We start from the raw sequence: 23,017 nt of genomic DNA, 5'->3' as shown, positions 1-23,017 counted from the left end.
GATGAACAGAATTAAAGTGAAAACTTATTTTTAGTAAGCAAAATCCTTTGCAAGTATACTTACTTTTTGTTAGTATATAAATGTAGATAAGAAAACAACAGTTATTGGAGGAAAAAGTCATGACAACAAAATTATTAATTGCCTATTATAGTTCAACAGGAACAGGTACACAAATGGTAAAATGGGCCAAAGAAGCAGCAGAAGCGAATGGAGCAGAAGTTCGTTTAAGAAAAGTTCATGAGTTAGCGCCAGATGTGGCAATCGATTCAAATCCAGCTTGGCGCAAAAATGTCGAAGCAAGTAAAGAAATTCCAGAAGTGACAAGTGACGATTTATTATGGGCAGATGCCTACATTTTCTCTTCACCTTCACGCTTTGGTGTAATGGCCAGCCAGTTAAAACAATTTTTTGATTTACAAGGCGGGCTTTGGGCACAAGGAAAATTAGCGAATAAATTTGTTACAGCATTCTCTTCTGCACAAAATCCAAACGGTGGACAAGAGCAAGTAATCCAAGGGATATACACAGTAATGCAACATTGGGGTGCAATCATCGTGCCAGCAGGTTACGTAAATCCATCTACTTTTGCTGCTGGCGGTAACCCTTATGGAACAAGTGCTTCAATCGACGGTGAAGGGAATATGTTAAAAGCGGACGAAGTGAAAGCAGCAGTTCAAGATCAAACCAAACGTTTGGTTGATGTAACAAGTAATTATTTAGGTTAAAAAAAGTAAAACGATACCACTATTGCGTTCTTTTTATTAAAGAATGCGATAGTGGTATCATAAATAGTTTAGAAATCATTACCTCCCAAACGAGATCACTTCTCTTGGGGGTTTTTATTGGATAGACAGCCTAATAGATTGTTACTTCTTAAATGCGGTGATTAGATAACGCTCTAAAGTAGGCAAGATAAGTATTGGGTTATCTGAAAAATAGTTCTTATTTTGTTACATCTTCTCCAAACCACTTTTTTGAAATATCAGCTAGTTTTCCGGTTTTTCTAAGCTCTTCAAAACCGTTGTTGATTTTTTCGGCTAGTTCTTTATCGGATTTTCTCAGACCAACAGCGAAAGCTTCACTTTCAAATTCACCATTAACAATCGAATAATTTGCTAGATTATCCTCGTGAGAAAGATAATAGTTGGCATAAACACGATCAATCAATAAGCCATCAATTCGTCCGGACTTTAAATCCATAAATGCTTCATTAAAACCATCATACAAAATAGCTGTTTGATCTTTAACCAAATTTTTCAAAATGTCAGGTTGTGTTTCAAAGCTGTTGTAGCCAGAAGAACCATTTTGGACACCTAGAATTTTGCCTTTCATATCTGAGAATGAATGGATAGCATTCTTTTTCAGAGAAACGACGACTTGTTCATTTTTCATGTACTCATCACTAAAAAGTACTTTTTCTTCTCGTTCAGCACTTTTAGAATAACCATTCCAAATCAAGTCAATTGTTTGATTTTGTAATTCATTTTCTTTCATGGACCAGTCGATTGGTTGAAAGTCCACAGTGATCCCATATAACTCAAATACTGCCCGAGCTAAATCAACGTCAAATCCAATGATTTCACCGGATTTATTTTGAAAGCCCATGGGGACAAAGGAATCATCTAAGCCAACGATAACTCTTTTTTCATCATTGATTCGTGTCCATTGATCAGCATCTGTTTTTTTTCTACCACAACCGACTATGGATACTACTGCAAAAATAGCTGTTATGGCAAGGATTAGATAATTTTTTTTCTTCATATAATCTTTCCTTTCTACTGAACCGGTTTTACTGTTAATAAGTTGTCAGCAATATTTTCAGCAAAATTCATATCGTGGGTGACGACGATTTGAGTCATGCCTTGTGCTTTTAACGTTAAAATCACTTCTTCGACTTGTTGGCGAAGTTCAGGATCAAGTGCACTAGTAGGTTCGTCATAGCCTAATACTTTAGGTTTCATTGCAAGAGCCCGAGCGAGAGCGACTCGTTGTTTTTGACCGCCGGATAATTGATAAGGATACAAGTTCTCTTTTCCATGGAGATCGAATTTCATCAATAAGTCCATTGCTTCCATTTCACTTGCTTCTTTCGATTGTTTTAAGGAAAGGATAGGTGCTAACGTGATATTATCTAAAACTGAAAGGTGAGGAAATAATTGGAAATCTTGAAAAACAATCCCCACGACTTGATCTGCATTATTCATTTCTACAGGATTAAAGGGGACGCCATCCATCGTTAATTCACCTGAATCAATGGTTTCTAGACCAGCTAAACAACGCAACAACGTTGTTTTACCACCACCAGAAGGCCCTACAATCGTTAAAATCTCTCCATCTTTGATCTCTAAATTCAATTGATCGATGATGCGACGACTATCAAAACTTTTAGTTAAATTTTTTATTCGTAACATGATTTTCCTCCTAATTTTAAAAGCGTGGCGGGCTCGTTCTACTCTGACAGGAAAATAGGAAATTAAGAATGAGGCGCTTTTTGCCTCAATCGAAATTTATCTTTTACCCGAAGAGTTAGCCCGTAAAGCTAGATGACATATAGCAACAGTCTTCCGTTTATTTGTAATACTGATAGTGTTTTTCCAATTTTTTAGAGGCTAACGTTAGGACGGCCGTCAACAAAAGGTAAATAATACCAACTAAAACTAAAGGCAATAAACTGACATCGCGACTCATCGCAATTTTACCAGCACGTAATAGGTCCCCTAAACCAAGTACATAGATCAAAGAAGTATCTTTAACCAAATTGATCACTTCATTACCGATAGAAGGTAAAACGATTTTGATCACTTGGGGTAAAATAATTCTTGTGACGGTTTGAAATCGTGTTAAACGTAAAACTTTCGCCGCTTCATATTGCCCTTCTGGAATCGATTGAATGCCGCCACGAAAAATTTCTGCAAAATAAGCTGCATAATTTAAAATAAATGCGAATAAAGCTGCATCATATCGTTCAAAGACAATGCCAATCAATGGTAGGCCGTAAAAAACAAAAATAAGTTGTAGTAACAACGGTGTCCCACGCATTAGCCAGATATAAATAGTAATCAGAAAATTCAAAGGTTTAAAATTTGTCTGTAAGGCAAATGCAACTAAAATCCCAAGTGGAATCGAGCCTAATAGTGTAAAAATAAATACTTTCAATGTCATGAGTGCGCCGTCAACTAAAGCCGGCATAATTTCTAAAATATAGTTCATCATTTTTCCTCCAGTTTTTTATTTTTTTATAAGAGTAAACAAAAAAGTCCCCTTGACTGGTTTGCCAAGAGGACGAAATAATCGTGGTTCCACCTCAATTCGTTAATACCTCACAATATTAACCTCGTAGAATCTTTTGTAAAAGAAAAGATTCTTTTCTGATAACGGAGAATGCCGCATCTTCTTACTTGATTCAGAAGGTGACTAAAACAGGTGTGTTCATCGAAGGTTTCCAGCTTTTTTTCTCAGCGAATAAAAAAGTCTCTGTCAAGAAAGTATCTTTGATTACTTGTTCTGTTTGTGCGTTTTAATTTTATTAGAATAGCTAATATGAATTGTTCTAATAAGTTATTTCTATTTATTGTAACAATATACGATGTTTAGGGATAAAAAACAAAAAATCCTTTGGCAATTAAGCCAAAGGACGTAAAAATCGTGGTTCCACCTTTTTTTATTATCGCTTCACAACGATAACCTCATGAAGTCATAGACTTCCAATGCTGTAACGGGCATACCCGAACTTCCCTACTGCTACATTCAAAAAGTTAACTCCCAGATGTGGTTCGCTTTATCCTTCTGTCTTTTTACACCAACCAAAGACTCTCTTTGAGAATAAAATAAAGGTACTCTTCTGTTCTTTGTTTTTTTATAACTTTACCACCAGTTTTTCTGCTTGTCAACAACTGTTTGTTTAGAAAATTCAGAAAATAGCTTGTTTTAAGCATAAAAGTAACTGATTGAACAAAGTTGAGGTAAAATAGAAATAGTTACTTCCTATTAAAAAGTAAGTAAACGGTGATAGTGAAAAACTATCGCACTGTTTCTATTTGTACTATCCTTCTATAAATATATCTGATAAACTATGTACAATTATTGTCGGAAAGTAAAAAAGGAGTGGTATCGATTGAGGCGGCCGATTATTGGAATTGCAGCGAATGAAATTGAAGACGCAGGGGCGAAATTGTATCATTTACCGATCAGTTATACTCCTTGTGGATATGTTAAAGCCGTTCAAAACGCTGGTGGTTTACCCTTGGTTTTGCCAGTGGGCTCTCCTAATTTGGCTAAGGAGTATATCAAACAAATCGATAAGTTGATTTTGGCTGGCGGACAGAATGTTTCACCAGCATTATATGGTGAATCAGTTCAACTTGAAGAAGCGTCATTATCAGAAAAAAGAGATCAATTTGAGTTAGCGTTGATTGAAGAAGCTATTGCACAAAATAAACCGATTTTTGCGGTTTGTCGTGGTCTCCAATTAGTTAACGTAGCACTTGGTGGCAGTTTGTATCAGGACATCAGTCATTTTAGCGATGGGAAAATTGCCCATATGCAAGTACCGGTATCACGTGAAATCCCTACACATCAGATCCAAACAGAAGACACGAGTATTTTACGTGACATTTACGGTAAAAAAACAACTGTTAACTCGTTTCATTTTCAAGCTGTCAAAAAATTAGCAAAGAAACTAAAAGTTACAGCACTTAGTGAAGACGGCATTATTGAAGGAGTGGAAAGTAACGATTCGAATCTCGCATTTTTAGGCGTGCAGTGGCACCCTGATTTTGCTTTTGATCATTTGGAACAAGAAATGGCTGTTTTTCGTTATGTTGTTGAAGAATTATAGGTAAGATAGATTGAACAGAAAACAAGCGTTATGATCAGTTTTAAGAAAGAGGAGGAATTGGACAATGAAGAAAAAGTTTGGTGTTTTTGTATTAGCAGCGGGTTTATTATTGACGGCTTGCAATGGGGGACAAGGGACCAGCACATCTGGTGAAAAAACGGATGGCGGTAAAACAGATCAGACACAAGTAATCAAAGTTGCTTCTGGAGGAGAGTTATCAACACTAGATAGCGCACATTATACGGATGTATACAGTTCGGATATGATTGGTCAAGTTGTAGAAGGACTTTATCGAATGGATAAAAATCATGATCCAGAATTAGCTGTTGCAGCAAGTGAGCCTACCGTTAGTGATGATGGATTAGTGTACACATTTAAATTAAAAGAGACAAAATGGAGCAATAGTGATCCTGTTATAGCAGGTGATTTTGTCTCAGCATTTAAAAATGTTGTAGATCCAAGTTTTGGTTCAAGTAGCAGTAACCAAATGGATATTTTCAAAAATGGTCGAAAAATCCGAGAAGGGGAAGCAAAAGTGGATGAGCTTGGGGTCAAAGCAATTGATGATCAAACATTAGAAATGACCTTAGAATACCCAATTCCTTATCTATCTCAAATATTGGTTGGAACGCCCTTTATGCCAAAAAATGAAAAGTTCGTCAAAGAAAAAGGCGATGCTTACGGTACATCAACAGATAATTTTGTTGGAAATGGCCCATTTGTAATTTCTGGTTGGGACGGTAATACAGAAAATTGGAAACTAACAAAAAACAAAGACTACTGGGATCAGGAAAATGTTAAGCTAGATACGATTGATGTTCAAGTAGTGAAAGAAATCGGTACTGGAACAAACCTTTTTGATGCAGGTGATCTAGATTACACTGTTCTAGCAGATACGTATGCATTGCAATACAAAGACTCACCGCAAGCACATTTTATTCCTAAGGCAATGGTTGGCTATTTGAGTCCTAATCATAAGCGAGAAGTAACCGGCAATGTAAATGCGCGTAAAGCTATTTTACAAGCAATCGATAAAGAAACATTTGCTAAAGATATTTTAGGGGATGGTTCTACAGCTATCAACGGTTTTGTACCAAAAGATTTTGCGAAAGATCCTGAAACAGGCGAAGATTTCCGAAAAGAAAATGGAGATTTCCTTCCATATGATTTAAAAGAAGCACAAAAAAGTTGGGAAATAGCTAAGAAAGAATTAGGTAAAGATGAAATTGAATTAGAATTATTATCAGCCGATTCCGCACTTGCGAAAAAGACAATCGAGTATGTCCAAGGGCAATTACAACAAAATCTACCTGGGTTAAAAATTACGTTGAAATCTATTCCACTGCAAAATCGATTGGACTTGCAAACAGCAAGCAATTTTGACTTAGTTTTTGGTACATGGACACCAGATTATGCTGATCCAATCAACTTTTTAGAATTTTATGACTCTAAAAGTGGGTTGAATACTTCAGGCTATAATAATTCTGACTATGACAAAGGATTGAATGATGCTAGAATCACTTTAGCTAACGAACCAGAAAAACGTTGGGATAAATTAAAAGAATTAGAAGAAACGTTGATTGAAAAAGATGCCGCTGTTCTGCCGCTTTATCAAGGAGCAATTGGGTATCTAAAAGCGGATCAATTAAAAGAATTACAAGTTTTTCCGTTTGGTAGAACAGTATCTTATCGTTTAGCGTATGTTGAATAATAGATAAAAAAGGGAGCATAAAGATCAACATCTTTATGTTCCCTTTTTTTATTATGAAGTCATTAGTATCTTCATCGCAGTGTTTACAGTGAAAAAGAGAAAGGCGTAAACGAGGATCCAACAAAGAGCATGCATATCTTTTGTAATTGTTTGATAATGCGTTTAACATAAAAGTATAGATTAGAGAAAAATCTTGAAAAAGTACAATCAACGTTGGAGGGAGAAAATCTATGCGAGTAATCAAAGTACTTATTTCTATTATACTATTAGCTGGTATTTTTGGGATTGCTGGTTTATATTCTCAAATAGTAGATTTAGGTGTTGTGACCACATTTTTTGATAATTTACTGTTTCAATATGATTGGCTATTTTATTTTTACCAAGTTGTTCTTTTTGCTTTATTAGCAATCTTGTTGCTGGCTTTTTTGATGATTATATTCAAACCGATCACATCAAAACAAATCCACATAAAAAAAGATACCGGTCAAGTCAACTTACCACTGAACACACTGGAATCGATTGCTAGAGCTTCATTACATGGCATTGTAAATGGTGATAATACACAGGTAAAAGTTAGATTAACAAAGAAACAAACGGCAGATGTAGAAGTCACGATAGCAGACGAACAACAACAGCAGTTCTTAAGTAGAGGGAAACAAATTCAAGAATCAATCCCACAAGCCTTGCAAAACATGGCAATGATCGAGACGAATAAAATCAAGGTTATTTTCAAAAAGAAAAAAGCAGAATCGTCTTTATTGCCAAGCAGTAAAAAAGAGTCACGTGTGGTTTAAAGGAGGAAGGATAATGAAAAAAAAAATGACAATAGCTCCTTACCGCAATCAAATTATATGTACCGGATTAGCTGTTCTAATTGCCATACTGTTTATGACAATTGGATTTTGGAAAACAGTTTTGCTTGTCGCTTTAACAGGAATCGGCTATTTTATTGGCAAAACGCAAGATGAAAACCGCTCTATCTCTTCAATTTTAGCTACAATACAGGCTTTTTTTGAAAGATAAAAATAAATCGAATCAAAATCAGAAAGGTTGAGTAAAATATGGATAACAAAGCAACTGGAAACACAACTGAAGGAACAAACGCAAATGGAATCAAAACAAAATTAACATTTGACGATCAAGTCGTGAAAAAAATTGCTGGTATCGCCGTATCAGAAATCCCTGGTATTTTAGGATTAAGCGGAAATGCGATTACAAACTTGACCGATAAATTTACGAATGGAAACAATCCAACGAAAGGCATTAGTGCAGAAGTTGGAACGAAACAAGTTGCAATTGATTTAGATGTCATTGGGGAATATGGTAAGAATATTGCTCAAGTATTTGATACAGCAACAAAAAAAGTTGCAGAAGAAGTAAAAAACATGACGGGGCTAGATGTTATTGAATTTAACATGAACATAGATGATGTGATGTCAAAGGAACAGTACGAAGAAAAATTTGAAAACAAGAAAAAAGATGATAATGAAAATGATAAAAAACAAGAAAACAATACACGTACATTACAATAATGTTTCGCTGTAGTTGAATTAGAGGAGGATGTTTATTATGTTGAGTTTTATTTGGTCATTGATTGTCGGTGGTGTACTAGGAGCCATTGCTGGAGCAATTTTAGGTAGAGATGTACCAGGTGGTGTAATTGGCAATATTATCGTTGGATTTATTGGTAGCTGGGTAGGCACAATGCTTTTAGGAAACTTTGGCCCAATTATCGGTGGGTTTCCAATTATTTCCGCATTGATCGGTGCAGTGATTTGTATCGCAATTTATTCATTTATTGCGAAACGAATGGCATAAGTATAAAGAAATAAAAACCAGTTCTACATGACTTTTACAAGCTATGTAGAACTGGTTTTTTTATTATTCCAGCATTTCTGCTGGCAATAAAATCGTTTCTTTATGACCATCATCAAAAGCAAATACTTGAGACGGATAGTTTTCAGAGTAAGGAAAAGGTAAGTCAACGGCCATTTGAACATCGCTGATTTCTTGTGAAAAATGAACAGTTACTGTCCCACCATTGTCTATTAAATCAAAATACAGCATATTCGTAAGTGGGATGACCCCTTTTAAATCCAAATCGATAATCAGCCAGATACTGTCGATCAAAGCGCCAGGTAGGCTTTCAACCACACCTAAAGATGCATAACGACTACGTTCACTATCAAAACTTTCAACCATTTATATGACCTCCTTTAGCTATCTAATATCAACAGTATACCTTATTTAGGAAAAAGTCGCTTCTGTCATGTTTCAAAAAAAAAGCAACTAAAAAGCTTGCACAATCTGTTGAATGCAAAGATAGAAAAAAGAAATTGAGACATCACTCTAAGAGTGACATCTCAACCTTCTAAAATCTATTTTAATAGATGGATTATTCTGGTTTTTCACCGATCACTGTAGGTTCAGTAGCTTCTCCAGAACTTTCTTCTTCTGATTCCGTTTTCGCTTCTACTACGGCTGCAATTTGTTCTTCACTGTCAGTAATGATCTCATAATCTTTACTTTCTGGTAAATCAGCCACGGTAATAGCATCGCCAATTGCAAGTTTTGTAATATCGACTTCTACACGTTCCGGTAATTTATCTGGTGTTGCTGAAACTAAAACATTATATAAGTTTTGAGCAAGTTCACCACCAGCTTTCACCCCTTCGGATTCACCGATAAGCACGATTTCAGCTTCTACTTCCGTTGTTTCTTTCATATTTACAGCTAGAAATTCGATGTGTTTCATTTGATTTGTAAAGGTGTCCAATTGAGCTTTAAACATTAATGTATTGATTTTTTTACCACCAATAGTCATTGTGATTACGGCATTGGCACCATTGTCTCGTAAAATTTTTGTTATTTCTTTTTGATCAACTGAAATAGGTGTACTTTCAATTTCATACCCATAAACGACGGCGGGAACTTGACCAGAGTGACGTAGTTGATTTCTTAGTGAACGCGGACGGACAGCTCTTTCTTTGACTTCTAATGATACTGACATAACCTAAATTCCTCCCTTAAATTTAAAAGCTGAACAAGCTTTTATAGCCTCCATGTATTATGAGACTTGCTTATAAAGCTAGATAAATCAAAATGAATTTATATTTGGTTATCTGCAAAACGCAACATGATGGAAAAAAGGAGTTTTGTTGACGTAGAGTATAAACATGTAAAAGCATAAACTTAGCTAAGGTTTTCCTGTTCAAATTTGAAACGAACAAGCAGCTTCTACAAACGAACAACAAAAACAAAAAATCCCGAATAATTGTGCACAATTATCCAGGGGGAATTCCATATGATATCTTATTCTCTCCCAGGTCATTACGCTGTTTTTGAGAAACCTTATTCACTTTCTACATCAACCTTAACGCGAATTCAATGGTAAGTCAAGGGAAGTGAAGAAAGAACGGATGACCTTTAAAGAGTCTTAAAAAGTATCGATTCGGAAAAATCGTACGTCGTTCAGGGTGATTTCTTTTCATTTTTTAAAGTTTATACTAAAATATTAAATGAAATGAGGAAAATAAATGCGGTTAGATAAATTATTAGAAGAAAAAAAATCGGTTCTAAAAGAAAAGTAAAAACACTGATTCGCAGTAAACAAGTTACGGTTGACGGTCAGATCATCTTGAATGAAAATTTGAATGTAGATGCAACGTTACAAGAAATTTACGTTGGGGATCAAAAAATCCAACACGAATCCCATGTGTATTATATGCTGAATAAGCCTAAAGGTGTTGTGACGGCAGTCAAAGATGCTCAACATCAAACCGTTATTGAGTTAATTCATCCTAGTGATCAACGAGCAGGATTATATCCTATAGGTCGTTTAGATCGTGATACAGAAGGATTATTGCTAATGACGGATAACGGTCAGTTAGGGTATCAATTATTGTTGCCACATAAAAAGGTTACAAAGAGGTATGAAGTTAGAGTGAATGAACCTTTAACAGCTCAGGATCGTATAATATTTGCGCATGGAATCGTTTTTTCTGACGGAAATAGATGTAAGCCGGCCAAGCTGGAAATTTTAACATCAGAAAAAAATGAGAGCCATGCCTATTTAGATATCACGGAAGGGAAATTTCATCAAGTCAAAAAAATGTTTTTATCTGTTGGAAAAAAAGTGGTTTATTTGAAACGATTATCAATGGGGCCAATCCAATTAGATACAGACCTTGATTTAGGGGAATATCGTCCCTTAAACCAAGCAGAATTACAGATGTTGTTGCCTTATTTTACGACTCATAAAAAAGAAAAGAGAGTGGAAGATGAAATTTAAAACATTATTATTTGATGTAGATGATACATTACTAGATTTTCAATTAACAGAAAAAAAAGCACTACAAGCTCTTTTTCAAGAAGAAAACGTCACGCTAACAGATGAAATAGAAGCAACATACAAAAAAATCAACAGTCAATTGTGGCGTGAATTTGAGCAAGGAAAAATAGATAAAACAACGGTGACGGATACGCGCTTTAGTTTACTATTTGAGCAATTAGATAAAAAAGTAGATGGGAAAAAGATGGGGGAACAATATCGCCATTATCTAGGTCAGGGGCACGATTTGTTGGGAAATAGTAAAGAAATCATTGAACGACTCAAACCTGATTACGATCTGTATATTGTGACAAATGGTGTCGCAAAAACGCAATATCAACGACTGAACGATTCAAATATGACACCCTTTTTTAATGATATCTTTGTTTCAGAAGAAGTAGGTTTTCAAAAACCGATGAAAGAATATTTCGACTATGTTTTTGAACGAATTCCTAATTTTGAGCGAGAAAAAACATTGATTATTGGAGATTCATTGGCTTCAGATATTCAAGGAGGGAATTCGGCAAATATCAAAACAGTTTGGTTAAATCCAGGGAAACAACACCCAATAGCTGAGGTTAAACCAACGTATGAAATCAGTTATTTAGATGAGATTTTTAACGTGTTGGAACAATAAAAATTGGCAGTCGCAGGAGTTCATAAGACTTGCGACGGCTATTTTTTATAGATCTATACATAAGCGAACCATATCTTTTAAAATAAGCTTATTCTCGATTATTTCTTCCTCATAGTGACGAAGAAAAAAATCACGATCAATACTTGTCATGCGAAAGCCGCATTTTTGATAAAGATATAATTGACCCAAGCTAGTACTGCCCGTACCGATTTCAACGGTTTTGTATTGATTATTTTTAGCATAAACGAAAGCAAACTGGATCAATTTTTTACCAAAACCTTTCCCCTGATAGCTTTTTGAAACGGCAATATTCACAATTTCTAATGTTTCGGGTCTTGTAGGAAGTAAGACTAGAACACCAATCGGTATTTCATCGTGAAGTAGTTCAAAACATAAACCACGTTTAGTATAGTTAGCGACTAAATGTTTAGCTGGATCAGCTAATAATAGTAGGTCATAGTGGACTGTTTGAAGAGTTTCGATTTTCTTGATCGTCATACTGTTTTTTCCTTTCTAATAAAATAGTCAATAAGTGAATAAAATTGTGGCATTTATGCTCGTTTCTATTATAATAGAAAAAGGTTATTATGACTATTACATATAAGAGAGAGGTTTCGTTGAATGAAAAATACTCAACCAATCGTGATTGGTGTTACTGGCGGTTCCGGCAGTGGGAAAACCAGTGTCAGTCGAGCGATTTTTAATCATTTTCCCAATCATTCTATCATGATGCTGGAACAAGATTCTTATTATAAAGATCAAAGTCATCTGAGTTTTGAAGAAAGACTAACAACGAATTATGATCACCCGTTTGCTTTCGATACGGATTTGCTGATCGAGCACATACAACAGTTGATTAACTATCAAACAATCGAAAAACCAGTGTACGATTACGTTGCACACACTCGAAGTTCAGATATTCTTGTTCAAGAACCAAAAGAGGTCATTATTTTAGAAGGGATACTGATCTTGGAAGATGTTCGGTTAAGAGAGCTAATGGACATTAAACTCTATGTCGACACAGATGATGATATGCGCATCATTCGCAGAATCAAACGTGATATGGAAGAACGCGGAAGAACTTTAGACTCTGTTATTGAACAGTATTTATCAGTAGTAAAACCAATGTATCATCAGTTCATCGAACCCACAAAACGATATGCAGATGTGATTGTTCCAGAAGGCGGAGAAAATCACGTAGCGATTGATTTGATCACGACAAAAGTAGCAAGTATTTTAAATGAAGTATAAATAGAGAATCACTAAAAAACAATGGTTTTTATTTGAATTTATCAAATAGAGTCGTTGTTTTTTTGTTATGTTATTCTAGTGCAAAAACAGGAAATATAGACAAACTATTCTTAGGTGTAGTATCTTATGAGATAACTATTGACGAGGGCATCAGTGATCTTAGAGAGGAATGGATTAGATGAGAATTTTAATTATTGAGGACAATCGTGAACTGGCGACATCAGTTCAAAAAGGATTAGAACGGGAAAAATTCTTAGTCGATTTGGCTTTTTCTGGGCTAGAAGGAGAAGAGAAAGCCTATGTAAATAACTATGATGCTATTTTATTAGATTTGAATTTACCTGATAAAGATGGATTATCGATTTTACATTTTTTAAGAGAATCCAATATAGACAGTCCAATCATTATTATTACTGCGAGAGATGAAATTGAAGAAAGAGCAAAGGGTCTCGATTTTGGAGCAGATGATTATTTAGTAAAACCATTTGAATTATTAGAATTAGTTGCCCGTATTCGTGCAGTCGTCAGACGTTTTCACGGTCGAACATCACCTCATATCCAAATCAATCAACTGATGATCGATCCTGTAAAACGTTTTGTTTCTTATGGGGGAACGGAAATCACTTTAAAGCCAAAAGAGTTTGATATTTTATTATGTATTGCCCAACAGCATCCGGCGGTTGTTTCCACAGAAGTAATCGCTGAACATGTTTATGATGAAAATTTTGATCCATTTTCGTCTGTTTTGCGTGTTCATCTTGCTAGGTTAAAAAAACAACTTGCTCAAGCATCTGGAAAAGAATTGCTTAAAACGATTCGAGCGAAAGGATATCAATTATGCGAGTAAATTTTAAAATCAGTTTAACGGTGCTGACCTTTGCTTTTTTTGTTATTTTGATCATTAGTGCTGGCTTTTTTGCAGTGAAAAGTAACTGGAGTTCACTGAATATCGGTCAATCGATCGGTTCAGCGATTTATATTGTAAACGATGAAAATGAAACGATTGCTCAAGCACAGCCAACCACAACCGTTGCATTAAAAGCATCTGAATTAGTCAGTACTCAAGCGTTAGATGATATTTATTTAAATAGTTTATTAAAATATTTGCCGATGATCATTTTAGCAGTGTGTTCAGCTATTTTAGTACTGACGATGACCTTATGGTTTGTTTTACGGCGAATTTATACGAAGCAGATGATTTCGATTATTCATGATTTACAGTTTTTAGAGAAATTTTCTGAAGATAAAGTTGAAGATAAAACTGTTGCGAAAGCATTCAAACAGTTAAAAGACAAGTTTGATGGGAACCTAGCTGATTATAAGAGGTTGAGTAGTTATCTCACTCATGAACAGAAAAATGCTATTGCGATTTTAAGAGCTAATTTGGAATTAGAACACAATGAAACGGGCAATCTTCACATTTTAGATCGCCTAACGGATAGCATCGATGATATCTTGACCCTTTCAAACAGTTCGGAAGAAGCAATGAGTGAGAAGGTGGATGTGTCATTAATTTGCGCAGAAGTATGTGATACGTATCGCAAAAGTTACCCTGAACTTACATTTTCCTTTGATGAAATTGGCTCGACGTTGATTTTAGGCAAAAATCGTTGGATCTATCGAGCAGTATCAAATTTAGTGGACAATGCAATCAAATATGGGAATGAAAAGCCTATAGAAGTGGCTGTTAATAACCGAAACGGAAGTGTTATTGTTGAGATAACAGATCATGGTAAAGGAATCGACCCAGAGGTTCACACCACTATTTTTAACCACAATTACCGAATCAACGGACTAAAACAAGATGGTTACGGGATTGGCTTATCGGTTGTTTCTCATGTTTGTGATTTATGCCAAGGCTTTGTTTATGTTGAAAGTAAGAAAAATCAGGGATCAACTTTTTATCTATCATTTCCACAAATTGCTGAAAGTTAACATTCAGTTAACAATTGGTTTGGTATTGTAGAACAAGAAAGGAGGAGAGCTAGAACATGTTCGTCTTTAAACATGCTTTCTTAAATCTTAGAAGACACATCTGGAATTATTTACTAGTCGGCATCATGCTATTTCTTTTGATTTTAGGGACAATGGTTACAAGTACCCTCTATAGCTCTGCTAAATTATTCACGCAACATTACAGCAACCAATTTAAGACCATAGTAACGATTCTAGAACCTGATTTAAGTAATATATCGCATGAAAAAAAACTAACAAAAGAACAATATGTCAAATTTGGAAAGTCTAAGTACGTAAATGGAATGAAAATGATCGAGAACACGCCGATTTCCTTTGAAACGTTAACAACAATCCCATCTCCAAGTATGGTTCAATTCCAAGAATCAGAGGGAAATGAGTTGGAAGAGAATTACAATCAGGACCTAGCAAATTGGTTGGGAGCTGAATCAGATAGTCTTGTAAAAGAACTCGCTGAAAATGGATTGGATATTAGCGCAGGAAGCACAGTTCTAAAAGACAATGAATGCTTGGTCAGTAATGAATTTGCCGAATTGAACCAACTCAAAATAGGAGACTCAATTCAAGTCGTTTTAACAGGAAATGAAAAAAAAGCACGACAATCATTAGTTATTGCTGGAATGTATCAACCTAATGAACAAGTCCAATCAGATGGTGCTAGTCAATTGGTGGGGGGTCAAGGAAATGATATTTTTACAAATTGGGAAACCTTGCATGCGATGGAAAAAGACGATCAATTCGTGTATAACAGTGTATCGTATGAATTAACAAGCATGGCTATCTTTGAAGATTTTTTCGATGAGATCAAAACAAAAGGGTTACCAAGTGAATATCAAGTGATGACTAATGAAGCGAATATGAAACTATTGTTAAGTCCAGTTAACGGGACAGGTACACTTTCTGGAACGATTTTGTTAAGTTTCTTGATTTTTGGCAACTTTGGGTTAGCACTACTTTCAATTCGGCTGTTTAGACAAAAGCAAACAGAAATTTATGTGTTGCGTAATATTGGTATCACGAAACAGCAAATAATCAAAAGTCGACTGATCGAGTTGGTGGTAGTTGCGAGTTTTAGTTTTACTTTTGCCTTGATAGCGACAAAATTTATCGTACAGCCGATTGCAGATTGGCAATTAAGCAGCCAAAGGCAACTGATGGGAAACGTTGATCAGCTATTTAGTTTCGTCGCTAGTGAAAAAAACGAATCTATAGCATCTATCCCAATGGTGTTCAATGCTAATTCTTTCATCACTTTTATTGGAGTTACCTGCTTATTCTTGATTACCATCATGTCCATTGACAGTTATAAAGTTTTTAAATTTGAACCGATTGAATTTTTGTTAGAAAGGAATTTAGATGAGCGATGATTCTCTCTCTTAAAAATATAGTATATACGAATAAGAAAAACAACGTGACCGTATTGGACGATACAACGATCGATTTTTCATTGGGGAAGGTTTACGGCATTTTAGGAAAAAGTGGGGGAGGAAAAACGACCTTGCTTGCACTGATTGCAGGACTAGACAAGCTTGATTCAGGCACAATCTTTTATAAAAACCAAAACGTTGAAAACCTTGATCGCGACAATTATCGGCGACACGAAATCGGCACAGTTTTTCAACAGTACAATGTCCTTTCAAATGAAACGGCCTTGGCTAACCTCAATTTGAGCGCTTCAAGTGCTGTTGCACATGGAAATGGTTATTTTTATGATGCCCTAAAAAAAGTTGGTATCGATGAGAAAGTAGCAAGACAAAAACTTAAAAAATTGTCTATTGCTAATCAGCAACGGATTTATTTGGCCAAAGCACTAATCAATGATCCTGAAATCGTCTTAATTGACGAACCTGCTGTGACGTTAAGTGAACTTTCATTAGAAATGATCATGGAGTACATACGTATATACGCGAAAAATGAAAATAAGTGTATCATCATCAGTTCTCAATCAAAAGTGATTGCGGAATATGTTGACGAATTATGGGGATTGAATGGTGGGAAACTATCATTTATAAAAGACAATGGTGAATAGGATAAGCTTTAGCGTATATCAAAGGTTGTTGTTGACTCGACTGAACAGTGTGATGTATCTGTCTAAGTTATTCTTCATTGTTTTTTAACAGGAAGGAAGAGTATATGAACTATTGGAATCGAGCATTGTGCAGTGTTACAAGAAGAAAAGGAAAATCAATTATTTTATTTGCAGTTATTTTTATATTAGGAAACGTGATTGCCGGGTCGATCGCGATTCAACAATCCACCGCAAACGTCGAAAAGAAAATTAAACATGACCTAGGCGCTACTGTGAGTGTTGAATTGGATTATCAAAAAATGATGGATGAAGGTCAGTCTTTTTCCCCTTCCACATTAAAAGTGGAGGATGTTAAAAAGTTGGGACAGTCATCGTATGTCAAAGAATTTGACTATAACGTGAAAACCAACTTTTTTGTAAAAAAAATCAAAACCTATGAAATGGAAAATGCTACAACAATGGGTGGTATGCCCAAAATGTTGAGTATTAAAGGAAACAATTTACTGGAACCGTTAGATTTTAAGGATAAAAAAGTCAATTTAGTTGAAGGACGAACATTTAAGCAAGATGAAATCAATAACGGAAAAGATGTTGCAATCATTTCAAAAAAACTTGCAGAAGAAAATGGTTTTAATGTAGGAGACAAAGTCGTTTTAGATAGCTTGATCATGGATTATAAACAAGATGGCTCAACCGAAGAACTTGCAAGTCAAGATCACCCAGTAGAAATTATTGGTATCTTTGAACCGACAAGTGTTGAAAAGAAAAAATCAGATGGAAAAGATCAAAAAGGTTTCGAAGAGCAATTCATGGAAACCGAGCAGTTTAATACGGTCTATATGCCAAATGATGCAGTGATGAACATCAATAAAATAGAATTTGAAAAAGGAAAATCATTGTTACCAGATCATTATAAAAAAGCTGACGGGACAGACATGACGCAAGAGGATATGGACCAAATCACTCCTATCTATGTGCTTAAGTCTCCAGAAGATGTCGAAGCCTTCAAAGAAGAATCAAAATCAATGATACCAGAAGGCTACAAAGTAACAGCATCAACGGATCAGTATGATGAAGTTGGCGGTACATTCAAAAAAATGTCGCAAATTTCAGGTTATGTTGTGATTTTAGCAATTGGCGCTACATTATTGATTATTTCATTAGTAGTCATTCTTTTCTTGCGCGACCGTAAACATGAATTAGGCATTTATTTGTCCTTAGGTGAAACAAGGGCCAAAGTAATGCAACAGATTTTGATTGAATTGTTGTTGATTAGTTTAATTGCAATGTGCTTATCCCTTGTTACAGGGAATCTGCTTGGGAAAATGGTTTCAGAATCCTTGATTGCAAGCGACGCCTTTTCACAAACGAGCAATGCAGCGAGCAATGGTGCTGCCATGACGATCGGTGGAGGCAGTGGGGTAAATATGTCATCATTAACAACTGAAGATGTTTCCAGTGCATATGAAGTGAAATTCTCAATTAGCTATATCGTGACCTTCTTAATTGCAGGATTAAGCACAGTTCTATTGTCTGCGATTTTACCTTTGACGTATGTCTTACGGTTGAATCCAAAGAAAATCATGATGTAGGAGGAAACCAAAATGACAATTTTACAAACGAAAAACGTGAGCTATTTTTATCAAGACGGAGACAAACGTCGAATGATTTTACATGATACATCCATTCATTTTGAAAAAGGACAATTTTATACGATCTTAGGGCAATCTGGTTCTGGAAAAACAACGTTTCTTTCATTGATCAGTGCATTGGATGAACCAAAATCTGGCGAAGTTTTATACAAAGGTCAGAACATCAAAAAAATTGGATTGGAAAAGTATCGTAGAGATGATATCAGTATTATTTTTCAAAGTTACAATTTAGTTCCCTATTTAACGGCTATAGAAAATGTGTTAGTGGCGATGTCGATCACAGATAATGATATGCCAAAAGATAACCGTGCAGTTGCCTACAATTTATTAGATTATATCGGTATCAATAAAGCGAAGGCAGATCGTTTGGTGGGACAATTATCAGGGGGAGAACAACAACGTGTAGCAATTGCGAGAGCCTTAGCAACAAATGTTGATATCATTCTTGCTGATGAACCGACAGGAAATTTAGATGAAGGCATGGAACAAGAAATCGTGGATATCTTTAAAGATTTAGCAGAAACACATAATAAATGTGTGATTGTCGTGACCCATTCGAATGAAATAGCCAAACAATCAGATAAAACCTATTTTCTTAAGCAAGGTGAGTTGATGTTGAATGAGTGATTTTTTATCGAATTTCAATAAATCGAATTACGATGAGACAAAAGAAAAAGCTGCGGGAAGATCTGAATAAAGAAGGGTCAACAGATTCTTCATTAAATAAAGTGTCCGATGAAAAACCAAGTGAGCAACCAACAAGAATGGGACCAGTCAATGTGACTGATCCCAAAGTTGATAGTTCTTCTTTTTCACCAGATACAGAACAAGCAGCAAATGACCAAACAAGAAGAAGTCAGCCAGAAGATGAAACGGAAATAGATCCTACGTACCATAAGAAAAGGAAACAAAAATTTTTAATAATAGGGATAGGGACCTTTGTAGCACTTTGTATGTTGTATTTCGGTTATTTCCAAATGACCCATGTTGCACTCCCAGAGTTTTCTGGAAAAGATTTAGCAGAAGTACGAACCTGGGCGACGGAAAATAAAGTGAAATTAAAAGTTGAACAGACGTACAGTAAACAGGTCGAAGCAAACAAAGTGATTTCCCAAACAGTAAAAAAAGGCAAAAAAATCAAAAAAGGGGCTGAATTAACGGTTGAAGCAAGCATAGGTGCTGACCCAGAAGAAAAATTGAAGCTCCCTGATTTTATGACGATGAAAAAAACAGAAGTAGAAAAATGGATCAAGGATAATAAAGCAGACAATATTTCGTTGATCGACGAATACAGTGATACGTTGGAAAAAGGCAAAGCTGTGCGCTTTGAAATCGTCAATAAAGATGTGACAAAAGAAAATTATAAACGTAAAGACAAAGCGAATATGTATTATTCCAAAGGAAAAGAGACGTTTGAAAAAAATATTTCTGTCCCTGATTTTACGAAAAAAATGAAGACGGAAGTTGAAAGTTGGGCTAAAACAAATGAGATAAAAGTGACCTATGAAGAAGCTAGCTCAGCAGACGTTCCAGCAGAAAGTATTATTTCTCAAAGCATTGCGAAAGATCAGAAAGTCGCTAAAAAAGACAGTTTGACTGTGACAGTATCTTTAGGTAAAGGCTATGTTGTGCCAAACTTTGCCGATTATACACAAGAAGAAGCTGGGACTGCTGTCGAAGGTTTAACAGTTCAAGCCAAGAGCGTGTTTACGAATAACGTAGCGTATGGTCAATTAGTTTCGCAAAGTGTTGAAGCGGGAACTCAGTTGACAAGCAAAGATGATTTGAAAGTTAAAGTCTACTACTCTGCTGGACAACCTTATCTTAAAGATCTAAGAGGGAACACAGTAGAAGGGGATTTACAAAAGTATTTCTATGACGAATTCCAATCAAAAGGAGCAAATATCCAATATACTGTAAGATACGTTGACTCTGCACAACCTAAAGGCACAGTGGTCGGTATGAGCGCCTATAATTTATATGTACCGTTGGATTACACGGTTACGTTAGATATTAGTTTGGGGAATTTAGATGGCGGATCTGATCCAATACCTAAAAAAGATTCTGAGAATGAAACAGACTCAAAAGAAATACCCTAATACGCTGAAAAATAGTAAAGAGAGAAATCAGGAAAGTAAGTTGTCCTGATTTTTTTCTTTGGTTATGAAATAATAGGAGATGACAAAATAAAAGTTTGATGAGAAACAATAGTTCTTACCAGTTAACAATTAAAGAGAGTTCTTTTTTTTAATTGATTTATTTCTATATAAAATCTGTTTTTGATAGAAATAGGAAAATATGTGGGTTGATTTTAATGATTATTGTTTAGTGTATTTTTTGACTTATAACGATACAAATCCATCTTTTTTTGAGTTTTTAGAAAGAGATTACGCAGTGCCAATTTGAATATATATAGTTATTTTGTTAAATATACCAATTAAAAAAGAAAGGTTTTGATATGTTTTAAGTTTTTTAAATAAAATATATTATATATTTTTTTCTCATGAAACCCTTTTTTTGCAGAAATTATCAAAGTTTTCAGGGGATAGTATAAATTTTTGAAAAAATATTCTAGAAAAGCATGATATAATTTACACGAAAGAAGTTTTTGTTAGGTTAGGGGTGATAAAGTATTATGATGCGAAGGGGAGAAATCTTTTATGCAAATCTCTCGCCTGTTGTTGGTTCGGAGCAAGGAGGGATTAGACCAGTATTAATTATTCAAAATAATAAAGGCAATTTATTTAGTCCAACGTTGATTGTTGCACCTATTACTAGAAATGTGAATAAGAAAATGCAGCCGACACAGGTCAAGGTGGATATACCGCATGACGAAAGAATGACACCGTCATTGGTATTACTAGAACAAATCCGAACGTTGGATAAAGAACGAATTCTTCACAAAATTTGTCATTTAGAAGATGGCGATATGCTGAAGGTCAATCAAGCACTGAAAATAAGTATTGGTATTCGTTAAATGGGAGTAGTACATAGGTAAAGATATACATAAATATTCGTAAGCAACGGGTTGAAAAAGTAGTTAATCGAACGAAACAATTCGCGAATATTCTTTAGGAAATGTGAATAGAAATTAGAGCCTAGAACAAGACTGTATAGTAGTCTTATTCTAGGCTCTAAAATGGCTCTATTGAGTCTAAAAGGGTTCCCTTACTTAAAAGTGTTTTTTTGAAGTTTTCAGCATTTATGGCTATAGTATAGTCAAAGGAGTCGATCAGGATGAAGAAAATTCGTTTTGGAATAATAAGTACGGCTCAAATCGTCCCTCGGTTTGTAAAGGGAATCAGAGAAAGCCGTTCCGGAGAAGTTCACGCAATTGCTTCACGTACTTTGGCAAAAGCAGTAGAAATGTCAGAAGAATTGACTATTCCTAAGGCTTATGGCAGTTATGAAGCATTATGTGAAGACGATGAAATAGATATTGTTTATGTGGCGACCTATAATAAAGGGCACTATGAAGCGGCAAAAATGGCATTGACGTATAAGAAACATGTATTGGTTGAAAAGCCATTTACGTTGAATTTGCAGCAAGCAGAAGAACTATTTGCATTAGCTGAAAAAAATGGCTGTTTTTTGATGGAAGCACAAAAATCTGTGTTTTTACCGATTAGTTTACAAGTGAAAGAAGTTATTCAACAAAATAAAATTGGCAAAATACACTGGTTGCAGTCCGTTACATCGTACCCTAATGCCGATCATATCAGTTGGTTTCATTCCTTAGAGGCTGGGGGTGGAACGCTACATGGATCAGGAAGCTATCCCTTACAGTACATGCAGTTTATTCTAGATCAACCAATTACAGAATATAGTGGTAGTGTTACAAGAAGAAAAGGTGAAACAGACGATCAGGTAAATCTGGCTTTAAAATTTCAAAATCAAGCCCTAGGAAACATTTTTATTTCTGTAAAAGTAGATATTCCAAGTAAAATGACGATTTATGGTGAGTTAGGCCGTATAGAAATCCCTTATTTCTGGAAAACAAAGCAAGCTACTATTTACTACGCAGATGGCAAACAAGAGACTTTGTTAGGGGAATTTGACAGTGAATTTGTTTTTGAAGTAGAGCATGTGAATGAATGCCTTCAAAACCATTGTATAGAAAGCCCCATCATGACTAAAAAAATGACAGTAGCGACGGTAGGTTTGGTGGACAATTTATATACTAAATGGTTGGAAGAGGACGATAAATTATAAAGATATTGCAATCGAAGCTTATCTATGTTAAAGTTATCCTCATGCGACGAGTTGACTCAATCAGATAGCTTCGGCTGTTCCGTTTTGACGGCTAGTGATTGACAAAACAACAGAGGCACATATGTTAAATCATACCTACCGGATGTAGGCGTGTCGGATAAATATTTTTGTGGAGAAGATTTTATCTATTTATTTTTATAAATACTGTGGCAAAAAAGAAGACTTCGGTCTTCTTTTTTGTTTTAAGATGAGGTGTAAATACTGCATGTCACATCGTTAGACTGAATTGTATTTTTGTATCTTGCGCAAGTTGGTGCAAGGAGTATTAAATAATAGATAATTTTGATTGCACTAAGAAAAAAGTCTGATAGATCCATTGATTAC

Annotated in this window: 24 protein-coding genes, 1 pseudogene and 2 other annotated features; of the genes and pseudogenes, 19 read left to right on the top strand and 6 right to left on the bottom strand. The window is 35.3% G+C overall.

The window, feature by feature from the left end; all coding sequences use genetic code 11:
* Positions 1–119: 119 nt before the first annotated feature.
* Positions 120–725: an NAD(P)H:quinone oxidoreductase type IV gene (gene wrbA / locus AC1PU0_RS14230; RefSeq protein ID WP_069653601.1), complete on the top strand. Its 606-nt coding sequence runs from the start codon at positions 120–122 to the stop codon at positions 723–725.
* Between the two features lie 217 nt (positions 726–942).
* Here wrbA and AC1PU0_RS14225 read toward each other — a convergent pair whose 3' ends face one another.
* The 3 genes from AC1PU0_RS14225 to AC1PU0_RS14215 form a co-directional block, all read right to left on the bottom strand.
* On the bottom strand, positions 943–1,761 hold the full coding sequence (locus AC1PU0_RS14225) for an amino acid ABC transporter substrate-binding protein (protein WP_206848985.1): 819 nt from the start codon (positions 1,759–1,761) through the stop codon (positions 943–945).
* 14 nt (positions 1,762–1,775) lie between these two features.
* Complete coding sequence (locus tag AC1PU0_RS14220; protein WP_069653603.1) at positions 1,776–2,411, bottom strand: amino acid ABC transporter ATP-binding protein; 636 nt, start codon at positions 2,409–2,411, stop codon at positions 1,776–1,778.
* A 157-nt stretch (positions 2,412–2,568) separates the two neighbouring features.
* Complete coding sequence (locus tag AC1PU0_RS14215) at positions 2,569–3,213, bottom strand: amino acid ABC transporter permease (protein WP_181429461.1); 645 nt, start codon at positions 3,211–3,213, stop codon at positions 2,569–2,571.
* Positions 3,214–3,275: 62 nt separating this feature from the next.
* Positions 3,276–3,522, bottom strand: a binding site (T-box leader).
* Positions 3,523–3,627: 105 nt separating this feature from the next.
* Positions 3,628–3,858 (bottom strand) — a binding site (T-box leader).
* A 256-nt stretch (positions 3,859–4,114) separates the two neighbouring features.
* On the opposite strand from AC1PU0_RS14215, the gene AC1PU0_RS14210 reads away from it, so the two are divergent.
* The 6 genes from AC1PU0_RS14210 to AC1PU0_RS14185 all read left to right on the top strand — a co-directional run bounded on the left by AC1PU0_RS14210 (position 4,115) and on the right by AC1PU0_RS14185 (position 8,366).
* Positions 4,115–4,837: a gamma-glutamyl-gamma-aminobutyrate hydrolase family protein gene (locus AC1PU0_RS14210; RefSeq protein ID WP_206848987.1), complete on the top strand. Its 723-nt coding sequence runs from the start codon at positions 4,115–4,117 to the stop codon at positions 4,835–4,837.
* Between the two features lie 64 nt (positions 4,838–4,901).
* On the top strand, positions 4,902–6,548 hold the full coding sequence (locus tag AC1PU0_RS14205; protein WP_206848989.1) for a peptide ABC transporter substrate-binding protein: 1,647 nt from the start codon (positions 4,902–4,904) through the stop codon (positions 6,546–6,548).
* A gap of 230 nt (positions 6,549–6,778) precedes the next feature.
* The gene (amaP, locus tag AC1PU0_RS14200) at positions 6,779–7,342 is read left to right on the top strand and encodes an alkaline shock response membrane anchor protein AmaP (RefSeq protein WP_206848991.1); all 564 of its coding nucleotides are present in this window, start codon (positions 6,779–6,781) and stop codon (positions 7,340–7,342) included.
* A gap of 13 nt (positions 7,343–7,355) precedes the next feature.
* Positions 7,356–7,571, top strand: a complete 216-nt coding sequence (locus AC1PU0_RS14195) for a DUF2273 domain-containing protein (RefSeq protein WP_206848993.1) — start codon at positions 7,356–7,358, stop codon at positions 7,569–7,571.
* 38 nt (positions 7,572–7,609) lie between these two features.
* Positions 7,610–8,080, top strand: coding sequence for an Asp23/Gls24 family envelope stress response protein (locus AC1PU0_RS14190; protein ID WP_206848995.1), 471 nt, complete (start codon positions 7,610–7,612; stop codon positions 8,078–8,080).
* Positions 8,081–8,117: 37 nt separating this feature from the next.
* The gene (locus AC1PU0_RS14185; protein ID WP_069638886.1) at positions 8,118–8,366 is read left to right on the top strand and encodes a GlsB/YeaQ/YmgE family stress response membrane protein; all 249 of its coding nucleotides are present in this window, start codon (positions 8,118–8,120) and stop codon (positions 8,364–8,366) included.
* A 63-nt stretch (positions 8,367–8,429) separates the two neighbouring features.
* Here AC1PU0_RS14185 and AC1PU0_RS14180 read toward each other — a convergent pair whose 3' ends face one another.
* Positions 8,430–8,750, bottom strand: coding sequence for a DUF960 domain-containing protein (locus AC1PU0_RS14180; RefSeq protein WP_111247618.1), 321 nt, complete (start codon positions 8,748–8,750; stop codon positions 8,430–8,432).
* Between the two features lie 193 nt (positions 8,751–8,943).
* A complete protein-coding gene (locus tag AC1PU0_RS14175) occupies positions 8,944–9,558 on the bottom strand; it encodes a 50S ribosomal protein L25/general stress protein Ctc (protein WP_206848997.1) in 615 nt (204 codons plus the stop codon).
* A 526-nt stretch (positions 9,559–10,084) separates the two neighbouring features.
* Here AC1PU0_RS14175 and AC1PU0_RS14170 point away from each other — a divergent pair.
* Both AC1PU0_RS14170 and AC1PU0_RS14165 read left to right on the top strand, forming a co-directional pair.
* A pseudogene (locus AC1PU0_RS14170) lies at positions 10,085–10,839 on the top strand (16S rRNA pseudouridine(516) synthase).
* Positions 10,829–11,515 (top strand): YjjG family noncanonical pyrimidine nucleotidase, encoded by a 687-nt coding sequence (locus AC1PU0_RS14165; protein WP_111247620.1) that lies wholly within the window; start codon positions 10,829–10,831, stop codon positions 11,513–11,515. Before AC1PU0_RS14170 ends, AC1PU0_RS14165 begins: the two are co-directional and overlap by 11 nt.
* 45 nt (positions 11,516–11,560) lie before the next feature.
* Here AC1PU0_RS14165 and AC1PU0_RS14160 read toward each other — a convergent pair whose 3' ends face one another.
* On the bottom strand, positions 11,561–12,013 hold the full coding sequence (locus tag AC1PU0_RS14160; RefSeq protein WP_206849000.1) for a GNAT family N-acetyltransferase: 453 nt from the start codon (positions 12,011–12,013) through the stop codon (positions 11,561–11,563).
* Positions 12,014–12,136: 123 nt separating this feature from the next.
* On the opposite strand from AC1PU0_RS14160, the gene udk reads away from it, so the two are divergent.
* From udk to AC1PU0_RS14110, 10 genes are all read left to right on the top strand, one after another.
* Complete coding sequence (udk, locus tag AC1PU0_RS14155; protein WP_069653615.1) at positions 12,137–12,766, top strand: uridine kinase; 630 nt, start codon at positions 12,137–12,139, stop codon at positions 12,764–12,766.
* 178 nt (positions 12,767–12,944) lie between these two features.
* Positions 12,945–13,613 (top strand): response regulator transcription factor, encoded by a 669-nt coding sequence (locus tag AC1PU0_RS14150; protein WP_206849002.1) that lies wholly within the window; start codon positions 12,945–12,947, stop codon positions 13,611–13,613.
* On the top strand, positions 13,604–14,701 hold the full coding sequence (locus AC1PU0_RS14145; protein WP_069653617.1) for a sensor histidine kinase: 1,098 nt from the start codon (positions 13,604–13,606) through the stop codon (positions 14,699–14,701). The genes AC1PU0_RS14150 and AC1PU0_RS14145 overlap by 10 nt, the downstream gene beginning before the upstream one ends.
* Before the next feature lie 56 nt (positions 14,702–14,757).
* Complete coding sequence (locus tag AC1PU0_RS14140) at positions 14,758–16,107, top strand: ABC transporter permease (RefSeq protein ID WP_479998505.1); 1,350 nt, start codon at positions 14,758–14,760, stop codon at positions 16,105–16,107.
* 44 nt (positions 16,108–16,151) lie between these two features.
* Positions 16,152–16,769, top strand: coding sequence for an ATP-binding cassette domain-containing protein (locus tag AC1PU0_RS14135; RefSeq protein WP_240485847.1), 618 nt, complete (start codon positions 16,152–16,154; stop codon positions 16,767–16,769).
* 104 nt (positions 16,770–16,873) lie between these two features.
* The gene (locus AC1PU0_RS14130; RefSeq protein ID WP_069653620.1) at positions 16,874–18,361 is read left to right on the top strand and encodes an ABC transporter permease; all 1,488 of its coding nucleotides are present in this window, start codon (positions 16,874–16,876) and stop codon (positions 18,359–18,361) included.
* Between the two features lie 12 nt (positions 18,362–18,373).
* The gene (locus tag AC1PU0_RS14125; protein WP_111247624.1) at positions 18,374–19,048 is read left to right on the top strand and encodes an ABC transporter ATP-binding protein; all 675 of its coding nucleotides are present in this window, start codon (positions 18,374–18,376) and stop codon (positions 19,046–19,048) included.
* Positions 19,045–20,520: a PASTA domain-containing protein gene (locus AC1PU0_RS14120; RefSeq protein ID WP_479998504.1), complete on the top strand. Its 1,476-nt coding sequence runs from the start codon at positions 19,045–19,047 to the stop codon at positions 20,518–20,520. The genes AC1PU0_RS14125 and AC1PU0_RS14120 overlap by 4 nt, the downstream gene beginning before the upstream one ends.
* A 536-nt stretch (positions 20,521–21,056) precedes the next feature.
* Positions 21,057–21,398, top strand: a complete 342-nt coding sequence (locus AC1PU0_RS14115; protein ID WP_069653623.1) for a type II toxin-antitoxin system PemK/MazF family toxin — start codon at positions 21,057–21,059, stop codon at positions 21,396–21,398.
* 260 nt (positions 21,399–21,658) lie between these two features.
* Positions 21,659–22,633: a Gfo/Idh/MocA family protein gene (locus AC1PU0_RS14110; protein WP_479998503.1), complete on the top strand. Its 975-nt coding sequence runs from the start codon at positions 21,659–21,661 to the stop codon at positions 22,631–22,633.
* The last annotated feature ends 384 nt before the right edge of the window (positions 22,634–23,017 follow it).

Source organism: Enterococcus sp. XAF26B05_ASV22 (assembly GCF_056727285.1).
This window is presented reverse-complemented; position numbering and strand designations above follow the sequence as displayed.